Raw genomic sequence first — 16,941 nt, forward strand, 5'->3', positions numbered from 1 at the left:
GGGGGGGGGTGCGGGCGCGGCGCCCCCCCGGCCCTGGCGGTTGGCCTCGTCCCGCGCGGGGGTGGGCGCCCCGCGGCCCGGGGGGGCCCACGGCCGTGTGCGGGAGGGCGCGCGGGCTAGCCCTTGCTGACCGCCGTCAGGATCTCCGGCAGGCGCTTCGCCGTGCGGGGCGCCGCCACCTTCAGACTCGCCCAGACGAGGAGCGCCCCGTAGAGCGTGCCCGCAGGGAGGAGGATCCACAGCAGGGACTGCCGGTCGGAGAGGTGGAACCAGATCGTCGCGCCGATCAGCGGCGCGCACAGCAGCGGGGCCGTGAGCATGCCGCCGAGGATCGAGATCCAGGCCAGACCGGCCTGCCCCGGGACCACGTTCTTGTAGCCGCTGTCCTGCGGGATCGAGTACGGGAAGACCGCCGAGGCCACCGCGCCCGTCGCCAGCATCGCGCCGAGCAGGGCCAGCGCCAGGCCGACGGCCTCGGCGAGCCGCGACCAGTCACCGAGGACCGCAGTCGTCAGGACGGTGACGAAGACCGCGTACGGCAGGGTGACGGCCAGCAGGGCCAGGGCCCGCGCCCGGAGTTCGGCGTACGCGTCGGCCGTCGTCGACAGGGTCTGCGCGACCATCCAGAACGCCGACGTGTCCTGCCCGAACTGGTTGTACATCAGCATGCCGAGCATGCCGGAGGCGAAGCACGCCCAGTAGATCGACCCCGTGCCCTGGAACGCGTTGAACAGCGGCACGATCAGACCGAGGGCGAGCGAGGTCACCCACGACGCCTTCGTCTTCGGATCGCGCCACATGTACCGCAGGCTGCGTTCCATCACCGCGCCCGTGCGCCCGTCCGGCAGGATGCGGCCGAGCAGTCCGGTGGCACCGGACTTGTCACGGACGCCCGCGTCGGAGGCCGCGCCGATCGTGGAGCCGTCCGGCTCGACCATCAGCCGCACCAGACTCCGCCGCCACCAGTGCACGAGCCCCGCGAGCGAGGCCGCCGTGAGCAGCAGCCGGGCCGCCGCCACCGCGTGGTCGCCGTCGCTCGCCGCGTCGACCGCGCCGATCGCGGCGGCCGGCGGCAGCCAGCCGACGACGGACGCCGCCGGTTCGAGCGCGGCCATCCCGCCGGGCTGCCCGAGGCGCTGGGCGGCGAAGTTCACGACCTGCATGCCGACGGCGATGAGCAGGCCGCTCAGCAGCGCCAGGTCACGGCCCTTGCGGGAGGTGAGCAGCCGGATGTTGGCGGCGGCCACCGCCCGGGACAGCGCCACGCAGGTGACGGTCAGGAGGGGCACGGCGAGGACGGCGACGATCGTGCCGGCCGCGCCGTGCGCGACGGACAGGGCCGCGCCGAACGCCAGCAGGAGGGTGAGGACGGGCCCGATGCCGACGAGCGAGGCCACGAGCAGGGCCCGGATCAGCGGCCGGGGCAGCAGCGGCAGCATCACGAGCCGCGAGGGGTCGAGGGTCTCGTCCCCGCTGGGGACGAACAGCGGCATCACCGTCCACGCCAGCGCGACCGACCCGGCGAGGAGGACCGCGGCGGTGTCGGCGTCGGCCTTGCCCCGGATGAGGACGAAGCCGAGCATCATGCCGGCGACGAAGACGACGCCGAAGACGATGGTGAGGATGTACGCGGCGGTCCGCCCGCCCGACTGCTTCAGCCCGTTGCGCAGCAGGCTCAGCTTGAGCCGTACGAAGACGGAGGTGAGGGAGGGGGCGGAGGCGGCGGCCGCGGCCGTGGGGGTGGTGTTCGTCGTCACGGCACTCATCGCTGGGCCCCACCGGAGGCGCCGGCCCCGCCGCCCAGCCAGTCCAGCGAGTCCCCGGCCGCCTCGCGCCCGTTCGCGCCGACCAGTTCGAGGAACGCGGCCTGGAGCGAGGGCGCGTCGCCCCGCACCTCGGCGAGCGGCCCCTGCGCCCGGATCTGGCCCGCCGCCATCACGGCGACCCAGTCGCAGAGCGACTCGACCAGCTCCATGACGTGGCTGGAGAAGACGACGGTGGCGCCGGAGGAGGTGTACCGCTCCAGGACCCCGCGGATGGTCTGCGCGGAGACCGGGTCGACGCCCTCGAAGGGCTCGTCGAGGAAGAGGACCTCGGGGTTGTGGAGCAGCGCCGCCGCGAGCCCGATCTTCTTCCGCATGCCGGTCGAGTAGTCCACGACGAGCTTGTTCTGCGAGTTCGTCAGGTCGAGGACGTCGAGGAGCTGCGCGGCCCGCTTGTCGACCTCGGCGCCCGGCAGCCCCCGCAGCCGTCCGCTGTACGCCAGGAGTTCACGGCCCGAGAGCCGCTCGAAGAGCCGCAGGCCCTCCGGCAGGATGCCGATCCTGGCCTTCACCTCGGCGACCGACTCCGGGTCGGCCCACACGTCGTGCCCGGCGACCAGGATCCGCCCGTGGTCGGGGCGCAGCAGGCCCGTGATCATCGAGAGGGTGGTGGTCTTGCCCGCGCCGTTGGGCCCGACGAGCCCGATGAACCTGCCCGCGGGCAGGACCAGGTCGATCCCGTTCACCGCGATCTGCTGGCCGAATCTCTTCCAGAGTCCCTCGACGCGCACGGCGGGCACCGCACCGTCCCCCGGTGCGGCGCCCGCCGTGTCGAACGTTCCCTCGAATGCCTGGTCAGGCATGGTCCGTCATCCCCCTAGGTCGTCCCCGTCCGTACGGGGACACCCTAAGGGCGAGACCTGCCGCCGCCCCAGGGTCAGGACGTGCGGCTCCTCGCCTCCGCCGCTTCCCGGCCACACGCGTACGCCAGGGCGCTGATGAGCTCCTCCGCGTCGGGGAGCCAGCGGTTCGCCGGCGTGGGACGCCGGGCCCACTGCACGGCGCCGCAGCCGCCGATCCGGGTGGGCGGGGCCGCCACGTAGTGGCCCTCGCCGCGCGTGACGAGGTCGATGGCGGCCGGGACCCAGCCCAGCTTGCGGACGAGGTCGGGCACCTTGGTGGCGGCGCCCGGCAGGACGAAGAAGAACATCCGGCGGTCCGGGGTGCAGGTCACCGGGCCGAGCGTCAGCTCCATCCGCTCCATCCGGGCGAGCGCCAGGAATCCGGCCGACTCGGGCACCTCGATCGCGTCGAAGGTGCGGCCCGTCGGCAGCAGGATCGACGCCTTCGGCTGCTTCGACCACATCCGCCGGGCCCCGACCCCGCTGCCCGTCGCCTGGGTCGACCAGTCGGGCCTGACCGCGTGGGCGCCGGGCACGGCACACGCGTCCGCGCCGCAGGAGCACCGCTCCCTGCCCTCGACGGCCTCCAGCCAGGTCCCGGGAAACACGTCCCAGTGCCGCTCTTCCGCGTACCGCACGGCGCTGTCCAGCAGCTGCTCGCCTCGCTGCTGGGGGATCTGTGCGGCGTCCGTGACTCCCATGGTCTCTTCCACGGTGAACACAACTCCCCCCGTCACCTGGGGTTACGGCCACGGTGTCGAGCGGTGTGACGCATCGATCCTGCATGCGGGGCGCATCGGTGCACGGGCGGGGGCGCGCACGGGGCCGGGGAGCGGGTGAGGGGTACGCACAGGTGGGGGCGCCGGCGGCGAGGACGCGGCCGACGTGTCCGGTTTCGCGTGTTCACATCGGCATTGACCGGATATTCACCGGGCAGTGATCACTTCTCGTGATCACCGCACGGCCTCAGGGGGTTACTCATGGCAGCCAGGCCACTCGTTCCGCGTCAGCTCAACGAACGGCTCCAGGCGCTCATCCAGCAGTCCGGCTGCTCCAACGCCGGACTCGCCCGCAGGGTCAACATGGTCGGCGCGGAGCGCGGACTCGACCTGCGGTACGACAAGACGTCGGTGGCGCGCTGGCTGCGCGGGCAGCAGCCGCGCGGCCGGGCACCGGGAATCATCGCCGAGGCACTCGGCCGCAAACTGGGCCGGACGGTCACCATCGACGAGGTCGGCATGGCCAACGGCCGCAACCTCGCCGCCGGGGTCGGGCTCCAGTTCGCGCCGACCGTGCCCGGGGCGATCGAGCAGGTCTGCGAGCTGTGGCGCAGCGACGTGGGCCGCCGGGACTTCCTCTCCGGTTCCACCGTGGCGGCCTCCGCGCTCGTCGAGCCCAGCAGGGACTGGCTGATCACGGGTCCGGACGCGCACGTGGCGCGGATGGCGGGGGCCCGGGTCGGGGTCGCGGACGTGGCGGCCGTACGGGAGATGACGGCGGCGCTGGTCGACCTCGACCGGCGGTTCGGCAGCGGACACGTGCGCCCGGTGGTCGTCCACTACCTCAACAGCGTCGTGTCGGGGATGCTGTCCGGCTCCTACCGGGAGGCGGTCGGCCGGCAGCTCTTCGGGGCGGTCGCCCGACTCACCGAACTCGCCGGGTACATGGCGGTGGACACGGGTGAACCGGCGCTCGCCCAGCGGTACTACATCCAGGCGCTGCGGCTCACCCAGGCGGCGGGCGACCGGGGCTACGGCGGCTATGTGCTCGCCGCCTCGATGAGCCACCTCGCCGCACAGCTCGGGAACCCCCGGGAGATCGCCCAGTTGGCGCGGGCGGCGCAGGAGGGGGCGCGCGGGAAGGTGCCGCCGCGCGCGGAGGCGATGTTCTTCGCGGCGGAGGCGCGCGGACACGCGCTCCTCGGGGACGTCCGCGCCTTCGAGGAGGCGGCCGGGCGGGCCGCGCGGGCCCTGGAGCGGGCCGATCCGGAGGCGGGCGACGACCCGGCGTGGATCGCCCACTTCGACGAGGCCTACCTCGCGGACGAACTGGCCCACTGCCACCGGGACCTGGGGCAGGCGGAGGCGGCGGCGCGGGCGGCCGAGCAGTCGATCGCCGGGCACCCGGCGACGCGGGCGCGGCGCCGGGCGATCGGCTTCGCCCTGCTCGCCTCGGCGCAGGTCCAGCTGCGGGAGGTCGAGCAGGCCTGCCGGACGGGGACGCGGGCGCTCGAACTCCTGGGCACGCTGCGGTCGTCGCGGGGCGCGGAGTACCTGGAGGATCTGAGGGAGCGCCTGGAGCCGTACGCGGGGGAGGCGGTGGTGCGGGAGTTCGGGGCGCGGATGGAGCTGTACGCGGCGTAGTCCCTGGTGGGACCGCACCCGTTCGCGAAGGTTGTGTAACCGGGCTCACACGTGTGTGCGGAGCCCCGCGCGCACCCGGTAGCGTGAGCCGACGATTCCGTAGGTCCATCAGTAGGAGTCCCGGTGACGCAGAACGGACAGGGTCCGGAGCCGCAGTACCCGGCGGTGCCCCCCGCGCAGGACGCCCAAGGGGGAGCACAGCCGTGGGGTGGCGCCTGGGGTCCCGCCGGCGCCTCGCCGGGCGGGCAGCCGCTGCCGCCCGCGCAGCCGCTGCCTCCGGAGGCGGCGCCGGGCGGCGTCGCCGACATGCAGTCCACCCAGTACCTGCCGCCGGTCCCGCCGCAGCCGGGCTACGGCTACCCGGGGCCGGGCGCCGCCGACCTGCAGGCGACCCAGCACATAGCCCCGGTGCCGGGCGCGATGCCGCCGGTCCAGGGCGGGATGCCGCCGTCGGGCCCGCAGCCGGGGTACGGGTATCCGCCGCCGGCCGCCGGCCCGCAGCCCGGGTACGGGTATCCGCCGCCGGCCGCCGGGGACATGCAGGCCACGCAGCACATCGCCCCGGTGCCGCCGCAGCAGGGCGGGGGCGCGCACACCCAGTTCCTGGGCACGGGACCGCTCCAGCAGCCGGGACCCGGTGCCGCGGGCGCCTCGGACGCGACGCAGTACATCGCTCCCGTACCGGCGCAGGAGCCCGGCGAGCGGCAGCCGCCCGCCGAGTTCGACAACCTCTTCCGTACGGAGGCCCCGCGGGCGCCGCAGCAGCCGCAGGCGCCGCGGCAGCAGGGCTACCAGCAGCCCGCCCAGGCCCCGTACCAGCAGCACCAGCAGCAGCACCAGCCCCCGCAGCAGCGCCACCAGCCGCCGCCGCCCCCGCAGCAGTACGCCTACCAGGACGCCTACTACGACGACGGGGCCGATCCCGAGCCGCCCCGTCGCCGGTCGCCGGTCGCGCTGATCGCGGCCGTCGTCGTCGGCTGCGCGGTCGTCGGGCTCGGCGCCGGTGCGCTCCTCAGCGGCGGCGACGAGAAGAAGACCCCGGAGAAGAGCGGCGAGAGCGTGGTGGCGGGCTCCACCGCGCCCTCCAGCCAGGCGCCCGCCGAGGAGCCCGCCGACCCGGCGGAGCCGCAGGCGAAGGAGCTGAGCAAGCTCCTCGCGACCAGCAGCGACAGCCGTGACACGGTGATCAGCTCGGTCGAGGCCATCAAGCAGTGCAAGAACCTCGACCAGGCGGCGAGCGACCTGCGGGGCGCCGCCGACCAGCGCCGGGGTCTCGTCACCAAGCTCCAGTCGCTGTCGGTCGACAAGCTCCCGAAGAACGCGGAGCTGACGGCCGCCCTCACCCGGGCCTGGAAGGCCTCGGCCTCCGCGGACGACCACTACGCGGCCTGGGCGGTCCAGATGAAGGACAAGAAGGCGTGCAAGGGCGGCAAGGCCCGCTCGACCAACCAGCTCTCCGCGGCGAACGCCCAGAGCGGCGAGGCCACCAAGGCCAAGCGCGAGGCGGCCGGGCTGTGGAACCCGACCGCCGAGAAGTACGGACTGGAGAAGCGCAGCCCCACGCAGCTGTAGGGAGCGCCCCCGGGGCTCAGGGGGCGCTGAGGACGGTCTCGCCGACGTCGACGAAGCCGGGCTTCTGCGCCACGAGCTGCCCCTTGCGGACCACCTGGAACGTCACTTCGTGGTTGACGATCCGGGGGAAGCCGGGGGCGCCGAGCAGGTCCTCGTACTTCCAGCGCAGCGCCGGGGTCAGGCCGCCGGTGTCGATCCGCTCGCCCCGGTCGAGGGCGTGGGCGATCTGACCGGCCGTGACGGTGTCCGTGTCGAGCGCCTCGACGACGTCCTTGAGGACCGTGTAGGCGATCCAGGTGGTCTGGACGCCCGCGTCGGCCGGGTCGACGCGGTTGTCGGCGAACGCGTGCTCCTGGATGACCTTGCGCATCGGCGCCCAGCTCTTGTCGGCCGCCTCCGGGTACCAGCCGGTGACGAACGCGCCCTCGAAGGGGCTGTGGGCGCCGCCGGTGCGGTCGATCACGGGCTGGCCGACGCTGCCGAGGACGGAGGAGATCCGGACGCCGTTCTTCTTGCCGGAGCCGCCGTCGTCCTCCTTCTCGGGGAGGCGGCGGAAGGAGTCGAAGAAGGTCTGGGTGCGCTCGCCGAGCACGGCGGTGACGCAGCCGTTCCGGTCGCCGGCCTTCTCGCGGGCCCGGTCGGCCTGCGCGGTGTACTCGGCGGCGTCCTCGACGGCCGGGATGTCGACGGCGCCGCGGTGGCTCGCCTTGCGCAGGCCCGAGTTGAGGAGCTCGGGCAGCTTGTCCCCGGCGAGGGTGTCGGGGCGGACGAGGGAGACGGTGCGGCAGGAGCCGGCGAGCTGCATGCCGTGGCCGGCGATGAGGGAGGCCTGGCCGCCGTTGACGGGGTAGGAGAGCGGGCTGGTGAACTCGTCCTCCGAGATGCCGTAGCCGCCGATGTACGGGATCCCCGCGGCCTCCAGGGGGGCCATGAAGGCGCGGCCGTTCTGGCTGTACGAGCCGACGACCGCGACCGCCTTCTCGCGGACGGCCCGGCGGGCGCAGGCGGCGGCGCCGGTGCTGGTGTTGTGCTCGTTGCAGGTGAGGACACGCAGTTCGTGCCCGTCGATGCCCCCGCGTGCGTTCACCCACCGCGCGAAGGTCTGGGCCATGGCGGGCATTCCGGGCATGTTGGTCGCCCGGGTCTGGTCGGGAGCCCACGTCATCACCGTGACGGGCTCCCTGGAGCCCCCCGTGGCCCCAGGGAGCACACCACAACCGGTGAGCAACGAGGCTCCGGTCGCCGCGGTCGTGACGTACGCGAGGAGTGAGGTCAGTCGCCTACCGGTCATGGGCATGCACATTTCCGCCTCATGGGTAACGCGGGAGTGAGCACGGTTCAACGGTGGGTGACGTGAAGGTGAATTACGGGGGCTGCGAGGGGGCGACTCCGGTTACCGGACAAGGGAACGTACGATCGAAACGTGTCCAGTCCAGTCTCCGGTTCGGTGAACTCTTCCCGTCGCGGCCGTCGCTCCTCCACCATGGGCGGCATGCCGCTCAACGACATGCCCTGGTGGCGCTGGCGCAGCAACGTGCGCTCGGCGCTGCACATGCTCTCCGATCCCGACTTCCATCAGACGACCTGGCTCGCCGGCCTGGACGGGTACGGCGACGTCACCGACGCCGTCTACCGCCTGGTCGAGGACACCTGGCTCGACAACTGGTCCGCCGAGAAGTACGTCGGCTCGATCTTCCGCGACACGGGCGAGGCCGCCCTCGTCGACGTCGCCGTCCTCCGGGTGCTCCGCATCATGCACCAGGTCGGCCCCGACGCCCCCGTCTCCGCCTACCTCCAGCACCCCGGCTGGCCCGAGGCCGTGCGCGCCGCCCGCGAGGCACACGTCCGCCTCGCCCACGCCGACGGCGAGGACCCGGACACGCCGCCGCGCTCCCTCGACGTGCTGCACATCATGACCGGGCCGTGAACCGCCCCGACCGTTCCGCCTGACGGACGGCCGGTCACCCCGGCTGCCCGGATGTGGCAGGCTGACGGGATGACCGACCAGTACGTCCTCACCCTTTCCTGCCCGGACAAGCAGGGCATCGTGCACGCCGTGTCGAGCTACCTCTTCATCACCGGCTGCAACATCGAGGACAGTCAGCAGTTCGGAGACCGGGACACCGGGCTCTTCTTCATGCGGGTCCACTTCTCGGCCGAGGCCCCCGTGGACGTCGACAAGCTGCGGGCCAGCTTCGCCGCGGTCGGTGACGCCTTCGTCATGGACTGGCAGATCAACCGCGCCGACGAGCGCATGCGGGTCGTCCTGATGGTGTCGAAGTTCGGCCACTGCCTGAACGACCTGCTGTTCCGCTCGCGGATCGGCGCGCTGCCGGTCGAGATCGTGGCGGTCGTCTCCAACCACACCGACTTCGAGGAACTCGTCGGCTCCTACGGGCTGCCGTTCCGCCACATCCCGGTCACCAAGGACACCAAGGCGGACGCCGAGGCGGAGCTCCTGGAGCTGGTCCGCGAACAGGACGTCGAGCTGGTCGTCCTCGCCCGCTACATGCAGGTCCTCTCCGACGACCTCTGCAAGCAGCTCTCCGGCCGGATCATCAACATCCACCACTCCTTCCTGCCGAGCTTCAAGGGCGCCAAGCCCTACCACCAGGCGCACACGCGCGGCGTGAAGCTCATCGGCGCCACCGCCCACTACGTGACGGCCGACCTCGACGAGGGCCCGATCATCGAGCAGGAGGTCGAGCGGGTCGGCCACGAGGTCACCCCCGACCAGCTGGTGGCGATCGGCCGCGACGTGGAGTGCCAGGCACTGGCCCGCGCGGTGAAGTGGCACGCGGAACACCGCATCCTCCTCAACGGCCGCCGCACCGTCGTCTTCGCCTGACCCCGCCGGAGCGCTACAGACGGCTCAGGGACGCCGCAGCCGACAGGACGTCCCTGATGGCCTCGCGGTCGCCGTCCTGGCCCGCCGCCGCTTCCTCCGGGGAGATGTGGCCCGCCACCAGCTGGCAGAACTCGACGCCGTCCATCGCCACCTGCGCCACCGCCAGTTCCGGCGAGCCGACCGCCGCCGGCGAGTCGAGCGCGATGTACCAGTTGCCGCCGCCCGCGCCCTCCACCTCCAGGTGGAGCGAACGGCCCGGGGCGCCCGCCGCGACCAGCCGGCGGGCCGGGGACGCGAGGCCCGTGCGCCGGCGGTTGGCGAGGGCCGCGGGAAGCAGCCGGGCCGCCAGGTCGATCATGTCGTGGAGGTGCGCGCCGCTCGGCGGCGCGTACGGGTACGCCACCGCGTTCGCGATGTCGTCCGCGTGCAGCCAGCACTCGAAGGCCCGCTCCAGGAGGGAGTCCCGGAGCGGCAGCGCGAAGTCCTTGTAGGTGACGGTCAGGTCCGCGACCCCTCGGCCCGCGAACGAGACCGTACGGATCAGGGTGTGGCTGTGCTCCCGCCACGGACCCCGCAGCGTCCGGTTCGGCGGCCGGTCCTGGCTCGACCAGAACGCCTCCGTCCGCTCCGAGGGCGACAGTTCCGGCGTACCCCGGCCCAGCGGGTCGTCGAGGCCGAGCGCCGACGACACGAGGCCGTCGACGGCGAGCAGGTGGCCGATGACCGCGGCGACCGTCGCCTTCCGGCGGACGATCCGGTCCTCCTCGTACCACTTGAGCCGCACCGGCGCGTGCCACTCGGACTCGCCGATGTCCCGCAGCAGCGCGTCGAGCCGCGCGGTCTCCGCGTCGTACGGCGTGACCCAGGCGGGCACGGGGATGCGGGCCGGGCGGCGGCCCAGACAGTTCTCCAGGACCCGGGACCGCAGCAGCGGGTCGAGGTCCAGGTCACGGTCCTCGTGGAGCAGTGCCACGGCGTCCCGGAGCCGCAGGGCCTCGTCCGCGCACGGCGCGCAGCTCGTCAGGTGGTCCTCGACGGCCTGGGTCTCCCCGGCCGAGCACGCCGAGAGCGCCCACGCCCCGAGGAGGGACTCGAGCACCCTGTGGGTGAGGACCGGCACCGGGTCCTGCGCCTCCGGCTCGGGTTCCACCCCGGACGTCTCCTCCGTCTCCCCCTCGTACGGCTCGTCCTCGTACGCCTCGTCCTCGTACGCCTCGTCCTCGTACGGCTCCGACATCGGGTCCGACACCGGGTCCGCCGTCAGGTCCGCGTGGTCGTCGGCCGCCCGCCGCGGCCCCGGTATCCACGGGGCGCGTGCGACGCCGTTCCCTTCGTCGTCGTCGTGCGCCCCGGTCACAACGCCCGCCCGTAGCCCGGCGGGGCTCCGCCCTCGGCCGCGCGGGTCGCGGAGGAGAGCAGCTGGAGTCCGAGGCGGAGGCGCCGCCGCGCCTCGTCCTCGGTGACGCCGAGGTCGGCGGCGGTCTGGCGGTAGTCCCGGCGCTGGAAGTACGCCAGTTCGAGCGCGGCCCGGAGCGGGGTCGGCATCGAGGTCACGATGTAGTCGGCGCGGGCCGCGATCGACGCCCGGCGCACCTTCTGCTCCAGCTCCTCCACGGAGCCCCGGCCGGTCTCCGCGTACGCCGTCGCCTCGGCCTGCCGCAGCCGGTGGACGGCCTGCCGCTGGGTCAGCTTGGCGACCCAGGACCGCAGGTTCCCCTGCTTGGGGTCGTACGCGTCGGGGTTCTCCCAGATGTAGCCGAAGACCTCGCGGGTGATCTGGTCGGCCGCGTCGTCGTCGTCGAGGACCCGGTGGGCGAGGCTGTGCACGAGGGCGGCGAACCGGTCGTACAGCTCGCCGAGCGCGGCGGCCTCGCCCCGCGCCAGCCGCTGCTGCATCCTGCGGTCCCAGCGCGGTGGTGTGTCCATCGCCATCCGACCTCCGCCCTCCCGGCCACCCGGTTTCCCCTCCAACGTAGTGGCCCCCGCCGACAACGCACCCCCGTTTGCCTCAAGTGCGCCCTTGACGCGGACCCGGATGGTAAGGAACGCGTCATCCCCGCCGTCGGGGGTTTCGACCGGTTCGTGCGGGGCAGGCGGCGATGGTGACGACGATCGAGGTCGACGAGAACGAGTACGGCTCCTGGACGGTCTTCCGTGTCCGGGGGGAACTGGACCTGGTCACCTCCCCCCGCATACGCCGACGCGTCCACGACGCCGTGGCGTGCGGCCGTCACGACCTGGTGGTCGACCTCTCCGGCGTCCGGTTCTGCGATTCCAGCGGGGTCGGCATGCTGATCGCCACCCGCCGGCTGCTCCGCTCCTGCGGCGGCCGCCTGCGGCTGATCCTCCCCGAGGACCGGGACGGCCACGTCGGCCGGGTGCTCGACGCGCTCGGCGTCCGGCGGCTCTTCGAGGTGTACGAGGACGTGGACGCGGCGCTGACCGAGACGGGTGTCGTGGAGGTGGACGCCGACGCGGTGGGGGTGACCAGGGCGGACCTCATCGGGACGGACCGAATCGCTCCCTGAGCCGGTACTTGAGCACCTTCCGCAGGGTCTCGTTGCGGGGGAGGGCGTCGACCACCTCCAGCTGCTCCGGCAGTTTGTGGACGGAGAGGCCCGCCTCCCGCAGGAAGGCCGTCACCGCCGGAAGGGTCAGCGGGGCGGCGCCGGGGGGCTGTTCGACGACGGCGCAGACGCGCTCGCCGCGTTCGGCGTCCGGGAGGCCTATGACGGCGGTGTCGCCCACGTCCGGGTGCCGGTGGAGGAGGTCCTCGATCTCCTTGGCGGAGATGTTCTCTCCCTTGCGGATGATGATGTCCTTGACGCGGCCGGTGAGGACGAGGTGGCCGCTCGGGGTGAGGTGTCCGACGTCCCCGGTGATGAGGAAGCCGTCCTCGTCGAAGGCGGCGGCGGTCTGGGCCGGGTCCAGGTAGCCCCGGCAGACGGCCTCGCCGCGCAGCAGCACCTCCCCGGAGCCGGTGACGCGGATCTCCATGCCGGCGGGCGGGCGGCCCTCGGTGGTGGCGAGGTTCTCGGGGGTGTCGTCGGGGTCGCCCATGGTGATCATGGGGACCTCGGTCATGCCGTATCCGTGGGTGAGCTGGCAGCCCAGCTCCTGGCGTACGGCGTGGTAGATCTCCGGCGGCTTCGGCGCCCCGCCGCCGGCGAGCAGCCGCAGGGTGGGGATGACCGGCTCACCGGGCCGCTTGCGCTGTTCGGCGAGGAACATCGCGTAGAAGGCGGTGGAGCCGCCGGCCACCGTCACGCCGTGCCGCCGGTACTCGTCGAGCGCCTCCGGCAGCGCGAACTGCTCGAACATCACCGCGGGGAATCCGTAGAGCAGCAGCATCACCGTGTAGTCGGGCCCGGCGATGTGCGCGTACGGGAAGGCCATCGAGCCGACGTCCGCGTCGGTGAGCCGCAGCGCGTGGGCGAGGCAGGCGCCGCCCGCGAGGAGCGAGCGGTCGGTGTGCAGGACGCCCTTGGGGTCGGAGGTCGTGCCCGAGGTCCAGTAGATCCAGCGGACGTCGGTGCCGGAGGAGGGCGGCGGGGGGAGGGCCGACGGGTCGCCGTCGGGCAGGGAATCGGGGCCGTACACCTCGAAGACCCCGTGCGCGCCGAGCCGCCCCGCCATCTCCGTATGGTCGAATCCGCGCCATTCTCCGGGGACGGCGAAGAACTCGGCCTTGGACTCGCGGAGCGCGAATCCGACCTCCTTGTCCCGGTAGAAGGGGATCACGGGCGTCTGTACGGCTCCGAGGCGGGCGAGCGCGAAGGAGAGCACCGCGGTCTCGACGCGGGTGGGCAGCTGCCAGGCGACGACCGTGCCGGGGCGCACCCCCATGGCGTACAGGCCGGCGGCGCAGCGTTCGGCGCGGTCGCGGAGGCCGCCGAAGGTGAGGACGCGGTCTCCCTGGAGGAGGACGGGCCGGTCGGGGGTGAGGGCGGCGCGGCGTTCGACGAGCTCCCAGAGCGTGCGGGACTCGCCCAGGGCGTGTGCGGTCTCGGTCATCCGTGTACCCCTCTTGGCTGACGTTCCGTCAGATAGTGCGGTGAGCGTAAGGGTCTCCCGCTTGTCGGTCCAGGGGTGCGGGGCTAGCCTGATGCGGAACCCGTATCTGACGGTCCATCAGAAAACACCGTCGGACACGCCATCGGACCAAGGAGGGGTCATGACGGAACTGCCCCGCATCATCAGCGTCGACGACCACGTGATCGAGCCCGCCCACCTCTTCGAGACCTGGCTCCCGAAGAAGTACCGCGACCGCGGGCCCCGGCCCCTCACCGCAGGCATCGGCGAGCTCGCCTACGTCGCCGGCAAGTACCGGATCACGATGGACCCCGACGGCCCGCCCACCGACTGGTGGATCTACGAGGACCTCACGTTCCCGTACAAGCGCAACATCGCCGCCGTCGGCTTCGACCGCGACGACATGACCCTCGAAGGCATCACGCGGCAGGAGATGCGGCGCGGCTGCTGGGACCCGGCCGCCCGCCTCAAGGACATGGACCTCAACCACGTCGAGGCCTCCCTCTGCTTCCCCACCTTCCCCCGCTTCTGCGGCCAGACCTTCGCCGAGGCCCACGACAAGGAGGTCGCCCTCGCCTGCGTCCGGGCCTACAACGACTGGATGGTCGAGGAGTGGTGCGGGGACAGCGGAGGGCGCCTGATCCCGCTCTGCATCATCCCGCTCTGGGACATCGACCTCGCCGTCGCCGAGATCCGGCGCAACGCCGCCCGCGGGGTCAGAGCCGTCACCTTCTCCGAGATCCCCACCCACCTCGGACTGCCGTCCATCCACTCCGGCTACTGGGACCCCTTCTTCGCCGTCTGCCAGGAGACCGGCACGGTGGTCAACATGCACATCGGCTCCAGCAGCCAGATGCCCGCCGCCTCCCCCGACGCCCCGCCCGCCGTCCAGGCCTCCCTCAGCTTCAACAACGCCATGGCCTCGATGATGGACTTCCTGTTCAGCGGCGTCCTGGTGAAGTTCCCGACGCTCAAGCTCGCCTACAGCGAGGGCCAGATGGGCTGGATCCCGTACGCCCTGGAGCGCGCCGACGACGTCTGGGAGGAGCACCGCGCCTGGGGCGGCGTCCGCGACCTGATCCCCGAGCCCCCGTCCACGTACTACTACCGGCAGATCTTCTGCTGCTTCTTCCGCGACAAGCACGGCATCGCCTCGCTCGACGTCGTCGGCCGCGACAACGCCACCTTCGAGACCGACTACCCGCACGTCGACTCCACCTTCCCGCACACCAAGGAGGTCGCCCTCGACCACGTCCAGGGCCTCGACGACGAGACGATCTACAAACTCATGCGCGGCAACGCCATCCGCATGCTCGGCCTCGACCTCGACCGGGACCGGACCGGCGGCCCGGGCGGCGTCTGATGGACCTCGGCTGCACCGACGAGGAGGAGGAGTTCCGCGCCCGGCTCCGGGCCTGGCTCGCCACCACCCTCCCCACCCTCCCCGCGCGGCCCGACCCGCTGGACTGGCCCGCCCGCCGCGCCTACGACTGCGGCTGGCAGCGCAGACTCCACGACGCCGGATACGCCGACGTGCACTGGGACGCCTCCCCGACCCTGCGGCTCGTCTTCCTGGAGGAGACCGAACTCGCCGGGGCCCCCTACGTCGGCGCCAACTTCGTCGGCCTCCTCCACGCCGGGCCGACCATCGCCGCCGAGGGCACGCCGGAGCAGCGCGAGCGCTGGCTGCCGCCGGTGCTGCGCGGCGACGAGGTCTGGTGCCAGGGCTTCAGCGAACCCGGCGCCGGCTCCGACCTCGCCTCGCTGCGCACCCGGGCGGTCCGGGACGGGGACGCGTACGTCGTCAGCGGCCAGAAGATCTGGACCTCGCACGCCGAGGTCGCCGACTGGTGCGAGCTGCTCGTCCGGACCGACCCGGATGCGGCCTCCAGACACCGGGGCATCACCTGGCTCGCCATGCCCATGGACGCGCCCGGCGTCACCGTGCGCCCGCTGCGCACCCTCGCGGGCTCCACGGAGTTCGCGGAGGTCTTCCTCGACGAGGTGCGGGTGCCGGTGGCCAACCGGGTGGGCGAGGAGAACGACGGCTGGCGGGTCACCATGGTGACCCTCTCCTTCGAGCGCGGCACCGCCTTCGTCGGTGAGGTCGTCGCCTGCCGCCGCCTCCTCGGCGAGCTCGCCCGCGCGGCGCGGAAGAACGGCACCTGGGACGACCCCGTCCTGCGGCGCCGCCTCGGCAGGCTCTCCGCCGAGTTCCGGGCCCTGTGGCGGATCGTCCAGGCCAACGTCAGCGAGGCCCGGGCGACCGGCGGAGTCCCCGGCGCGGGCGGCTCCGTCTTCAAGCTCCACTACTCGCACGCCCGCCAGGAGCTGTACGAGGCCGCCGCCGCCGTCCTCGGCCCCGAGGCGCTCGACCTCGGCCGCGACTGGACCCTGGACCGGCTCTCCTCGCTCTCGTACACGATCGCGGCCGGCACCTCCCAGATCCAGCGCAACATCGTCGCCGAGCGCATCCTCGGCCTGCCGAAGGGCCGGTGACCCCCGTGGACTTCCGACTCACCGAGGACCAGCGGGCCCTGCGCCGGGGCGTACGGGACCTCCTCGAAGGCCGCTTCGACCGGGCGGCGCTCCGGGCGGCCGTCGACACGCCGTCCCTGGACCGGGAGCTGTGGCGGGAGCTCGGCGCCGCCGGGTTCTTCGCCCTGCGGCTCCCGGAGGAGGAGGGCGGCGTGGGGCTCGGCCTCCCGGAGGCCGTCCTCGTGTTCGAGGAGGCCGGGCGGGTGCTGCTGCCGGGGCCGCTGGTGGCGACGCACCTGGCGGCCGGTTCCGTCCCCGGGGCGGCGGAGGGGGCCGTCGTGGTCACCGAGGTCGCGGAGGGGCTCGTCCCCTGGCTGGAGGAGGCCGACGTGGTGCGGGGGGACGCGGAGGGCGCCGTACCGATGAGGTCGGTGGACCCGCTGACCCCGCTGCACCGGGTGCCCGGCCGGAGCGGCCCCGCGCCGGACGCGGGTTCGGACCTGCCGCCGGACCCGGCGGAGGACCTGACGGCCGTCCTGCTCACCGCGGCCGAGCAGGTCGGGAGCGCGGAGGCGACCACCGGGGCGGCCGTCTCGTACGCCCGGGACCGGGAGCAGTTCGGGCAGGCCATCGGGGGGTTCCAGGCGGTCAAGCACCTCTGCGCCGGGATGCTCGTGCGGACCGAACTCGCCCGCGCCGCCGTCCGCGCCGCCTCCCTCACCGTCGATCCGGTCGAGATCGCCGGTGCCAAGCTCCTCGCCGACACGGCCGCGATCGGCAACGCCCGAGACTGCCTCCAGGTCCACGGCGGCATGGGCTTCACCTGGGAGGCGGACGTCCATCTGCACCTCAAGCGGGCCTGGGTGCGGGCCGAGCTGCGGCTGCCCGCCGCGCGGGCGGAGGAGGCGGTCGCGGCCGGCCTGTGAGGGGTGGTGGCGCTGCGCGCTCGCGGTGTCACGGAATGTCGATACCGGGTTGTGTCC

At 73.2% G+C, this 16,941-nt stretch carries 15 protein-coding genes; 8 read left to right on the top strand and 7 right to left on the bottom strand.

Annotated elements, in window-relative coordinates; translation table 11 throughout:
- Positions 1 to 116: 116 nt before the first annotated feature.
- The 3 genes from ABT129_RS18720 to ABT129_RS18730 all read right to left on the bottom strand — a co-directional run bounded on the left by ABT129_RS18720 (position 117) and on the right by ABT129_RS18730 (position 3,366).
- Positions 117 to 1,766: a transporter gene (locus ABT129_RS18720; protein ID WP_351902192.1), complete on the bottom strand. Its 1,650-nt coding sequence runs from the start codon at positions 1,764 to 1,766 to the stop codon at positions 117 to 119.
- On the bottom strand, positions 1,763 to 2,626 hold the full coding sequence (locus tag ABT129_RS18725) for an ABC transporter ATP-binding protein (protein WP_351902195.1): 864 nt from the start codon (positions 2,624 to 2,626) through the stop codon (positions 1,763 to 1,765). The genes ABT129_RS18720 and ABT129_RS18725 overlap by 4 nt, the downstream gene beginning before the upstream one ends.
- 74 nt (positions 2,627 to 2,700) lie before the next feature.
- Positions 2,701 to 3,366, bottom strand: a complete 666-nt coding sequence (locus ABT129_RS18730) for a bifunctional DNA primase/polymerase (RefSeq protein ID WP_351902198.1) — start codon at positions 3,364 to 3,366, stop codon at positions 2,701 to 2,703.
- A gap of 279 nt (positions 3,367 to 3,645) precedes the next feature.
- Between ABT129_RS18730 and ABT129_RS18735 the strand changes: the two genes are divergently transcribed.
- Both ABT129_RS18735 and ABT129_RS18740 read left to right on the top strand, forming a co-directional pair.
- Positions 3,646 to 5,028, top strand: a complete 1,383-nt coding sequence (locus ABT129_RS18735) for an NsdA family TPR-like regulatory protein (RefSeq protein WP_351902201.1) — start codon at positions 3,646 to 3,648, stop codon at positions 5,026 to 5,028.
- Between the two features lie 123 nt (positions 5,029 to 5,151).
- Positions 5,152 to 6,600: a hypothetical protein gene (locus ABT129_RS18740; RefSeq protein ID WP_351902204.1), complete on the top strand. Its 1,449-nt coding sequence runs from the start codon at positions 5,152 to 5,154 to the stop codon at positions 6,598 to 6,600.
- 16 nt (positions 6,601 to 6,616) lie between these two features.
- On the opposite strand, the gene ABT129_RS18745 is transcribed toward ABT129_RS18740, so the two are convergent.
- Positions 6,617 to 7,891: an ABC transporter substrate-binding protein gene (locus ABT129_RS18745; RefSeq protein ID WP_502981809.1), complete on the bottom strand. Its 1,275-nt coding sequence runs from the start codon at positions 7,889 to 7,891 to the stop codon at positions 6,617 to 6,619.
- Positions 7,892 to 8,083: 192 nt separating this feature from the next.
- Here ABT129_RS18745 and ABT129_RS18750 point away from each other — a divergent pair, with 192 nt between their 5' ends.
- Both ABT129_RS18750 and purU read left to right on the top strand, forming a co-directional pair.
- Complete coding sequence (locus tag ABT129_RS18750) at positions 8,084 to 8,527, top strand: SCO4402 family protein (protein WP_351902437.1); 444 nt, start codon at positions 8,084 to 8,086, stop codon at positions 8,525 to 8,527.
- 69 nt (positions 8,528 to 8,596) lie between these two features.
- Entirely contained in the window at positions 8,597 to 9,448 is an 852-nt protein-coding gene (gene purU / locus ABT129_RS18755) for a formyltetrahydrofolate deformylase (RefSeq protein ID WP_351902210.1), read from the top strand.
- Between the two features lie 13 nt (positions 9,449 to 9,461).
- On the opposite strand, the gene ABT129_RS18760 is transcribed toward purU, so the two are convergent.
- A complete protein-coding gene (locus tag ABT129_RS18760; RefSeq protein ID WP_351902213.1) occupies positions 9,462 to 10,805 on the bottom strand; it encodes a maleylpyruvate isomerase N-terminal domain-containing protein in 1,344 nt (447 codons plus the stop codon).
- Complete coding sequence (locus ABT129_RS18765) at positions 10,802 to 11,380, bottom strand: sigma-70 family RNA polymerase sigma factor (protein ID WP_351902216.1); 579 nt, start codon at positions 11,378 to 11,380, stop codon at positions 10,802 to 10,804. The genes ABT129_RS18760 and ABT129_RS18765 overlap by 4 nt, the downstream gene beginning before the upstream one ends.
- 167 nt (positions 11,381 to 11,547) lie before the next feature.
- On the opposite strand from ABT129_RS18765, the gene ABT129_RS18770 reads away from it, so the two are divergent.
- A complete protein-coding gene (locus ABT129_RS18770; RefSeq protein WP_351902219.1) occupies positions 11,548 to 11,976 on the top strand; it encodes an STAS domain-containing protein in 429 nt (142 codons plus the stop codon).
- On the opposite strand, the gene ABT129_RS18775 is transcribed toward ABT129_RS18770, so the two are convergent.
- Positions 11,948 to 13,462: a class I adenylate-forming enzyme family protein gene (locus tag ABT129_RS18775; RefSeq protein ID WP_351902222.1), complete on the bottom strand. Its 1,515-nt coding sequence runs from the start codon at positions 13,460 to 13,462 to the stop codon at positions 11,948 to 11,950. The two genes, ABT129_RS18770 and ABT129_RS18775, sit on opposite strands and share 29 nt — an antisense overlap.
- A 160-nt stretch (positions 13,463 to 13,622) precedes the next feature.
- Here ABT129_RS18775 and ABT129_RS18780 point away from each other — a divergent pair, with 160 nt between their 5' ends.
- Genes ABT129_RS18780 through ABT129_RS18790 form a run of 3 tightly spaced genes read left to right on the top strand, consistent with a single transcriptional unit; the run spans position 13,623 to position 16,884 of the window.
- On the top strand, positions 13,623 to 14,843 hold the full coding sequence (locus tag ABT129_RS18780) for an amidohydrolase family protein (RefSeq protein ID WP_351902225.1): 1,221 nt from the start codon (positions 13,623 to 13,625) through the stop codon (positions 14,841 to 14,843).
- Positions 14,843 to 15,979, top strand: coding sequence for an acyl-CoA dehydrogenase family protein (locus ABT129_RS18785; protein ID WP_351902228.1), 1,137 nt, complete (start codon positions 14,843 to 14,845; stop codon positions 15,977 to 15,979). Before ABT129_RS18780 ends, ABT129_RS18785 begins: the two co-directional genes overlap by 1 nt.
- 5 nt (positions 15,980 to 15,984) lie before the next feature.
- Complete coding sequence (locus ABT129_RS18790; RefSeq protein WP_351902231.1) at positions 15,985 to 16,884, top strand: acyl-CoA dehydrogenase family protein; 900 nt, start codon at positions 15,985 to 15,987, stop codon at positions 16,882 to 16,884.
- Positions 16,885 to 16,941 lie beyond the last annotated feature (57 nt).

Origin of the sequence: Streptomyces sp. NPDC002057 (assembly GCF_040296665.1) — a bacterium.
Classification (GTDB): Bacteria; Actinomycetota; Actinomycetes; order Streptomycetales; family Streptomycetaceae; genus Streptomyces.

Coding starts and splice junctions, on each gene's coding strand:
- ABT129_RS18720 (WP_351902192.1), bottom strand. CDS start 1,766: ATGAGTGCCGTGACGACGAACACCACCCCCACGGCCGCGGCCGCCGCC.
- ABT129_RS18725 (WP_351902195.1), bottom strand. CDS start 2,626: ATGCCTGACCAGGCATTCGAGGGAACGTTCGACACGGCGGGCGCCGCA.
- ABT129_RS18730 (WP_351902198.1), bottom strand. CDS start 3,366: ATGGGAGTCACGGACGCCGCACAGATCCCCCAGCAGCGAGGCGAGCAG.
- ABT129_RS18735 (WP_351902201.1), top strand. CDS start 3,646: ATGGCAGCCAGGCCACTCGTTCCGCGTCAGCTCAACGAACGGCTCCAG.
- ABT129_RS18745 (WP_502981809.1), bottom strand. CDS start 7,891: ATGACCGGTAGGCGACTGACCTCACTCCTCGCGTACGTCACGACCGCG.
- ABT129_RS18750 (WP_351902437.1), top strand. CDS start 8,084: ATGGGCGGCATGCCGCTCAACGACATGCCCTGGTGGCGCTGGCGCAGC.
- purU (WP_351902210.1), top strand. CDS start 8,597: ATGACCGACCAGTACGTCCTCACCCTTTCCTGCCCGGACAAGCAGGGC.
- ABT129_RS18765 (WP_351902216.1), bottom strand. CDS start 11,380: ATGGCGATGGACACACCACCGCGCTGGGACCGCAGGATGCAGCAGCGG.
- ABT129_RS18770 (WP_351902219.1), top strand. CDS start 11,548: ATGGTGACGACGATCGAGGTCGACGAGAACGAGTACGGCTCCTGGACG.
- ABT129_RS18775 (WP_351902222.1), bottom strand. CDS start 13,462: ATGACCGAGACCGCACACGCCCTGGGCGAGTCCCGCACGCTCTGGGAG.
- ABT129_RS18780 (WP_351902225.1), top strand. CDS start 13,623: ATGACGGAACTGCCCCGCATCATCAGCGTCGACGACCACGTGATCGAG.
- ABT129_RS18785 (WP_351902228.1), top strand. CDS start 14,843: ATGGACCTCGGCTGCACCGACGAGGAGGAGGAGTTCCGCGCCCGGCTC.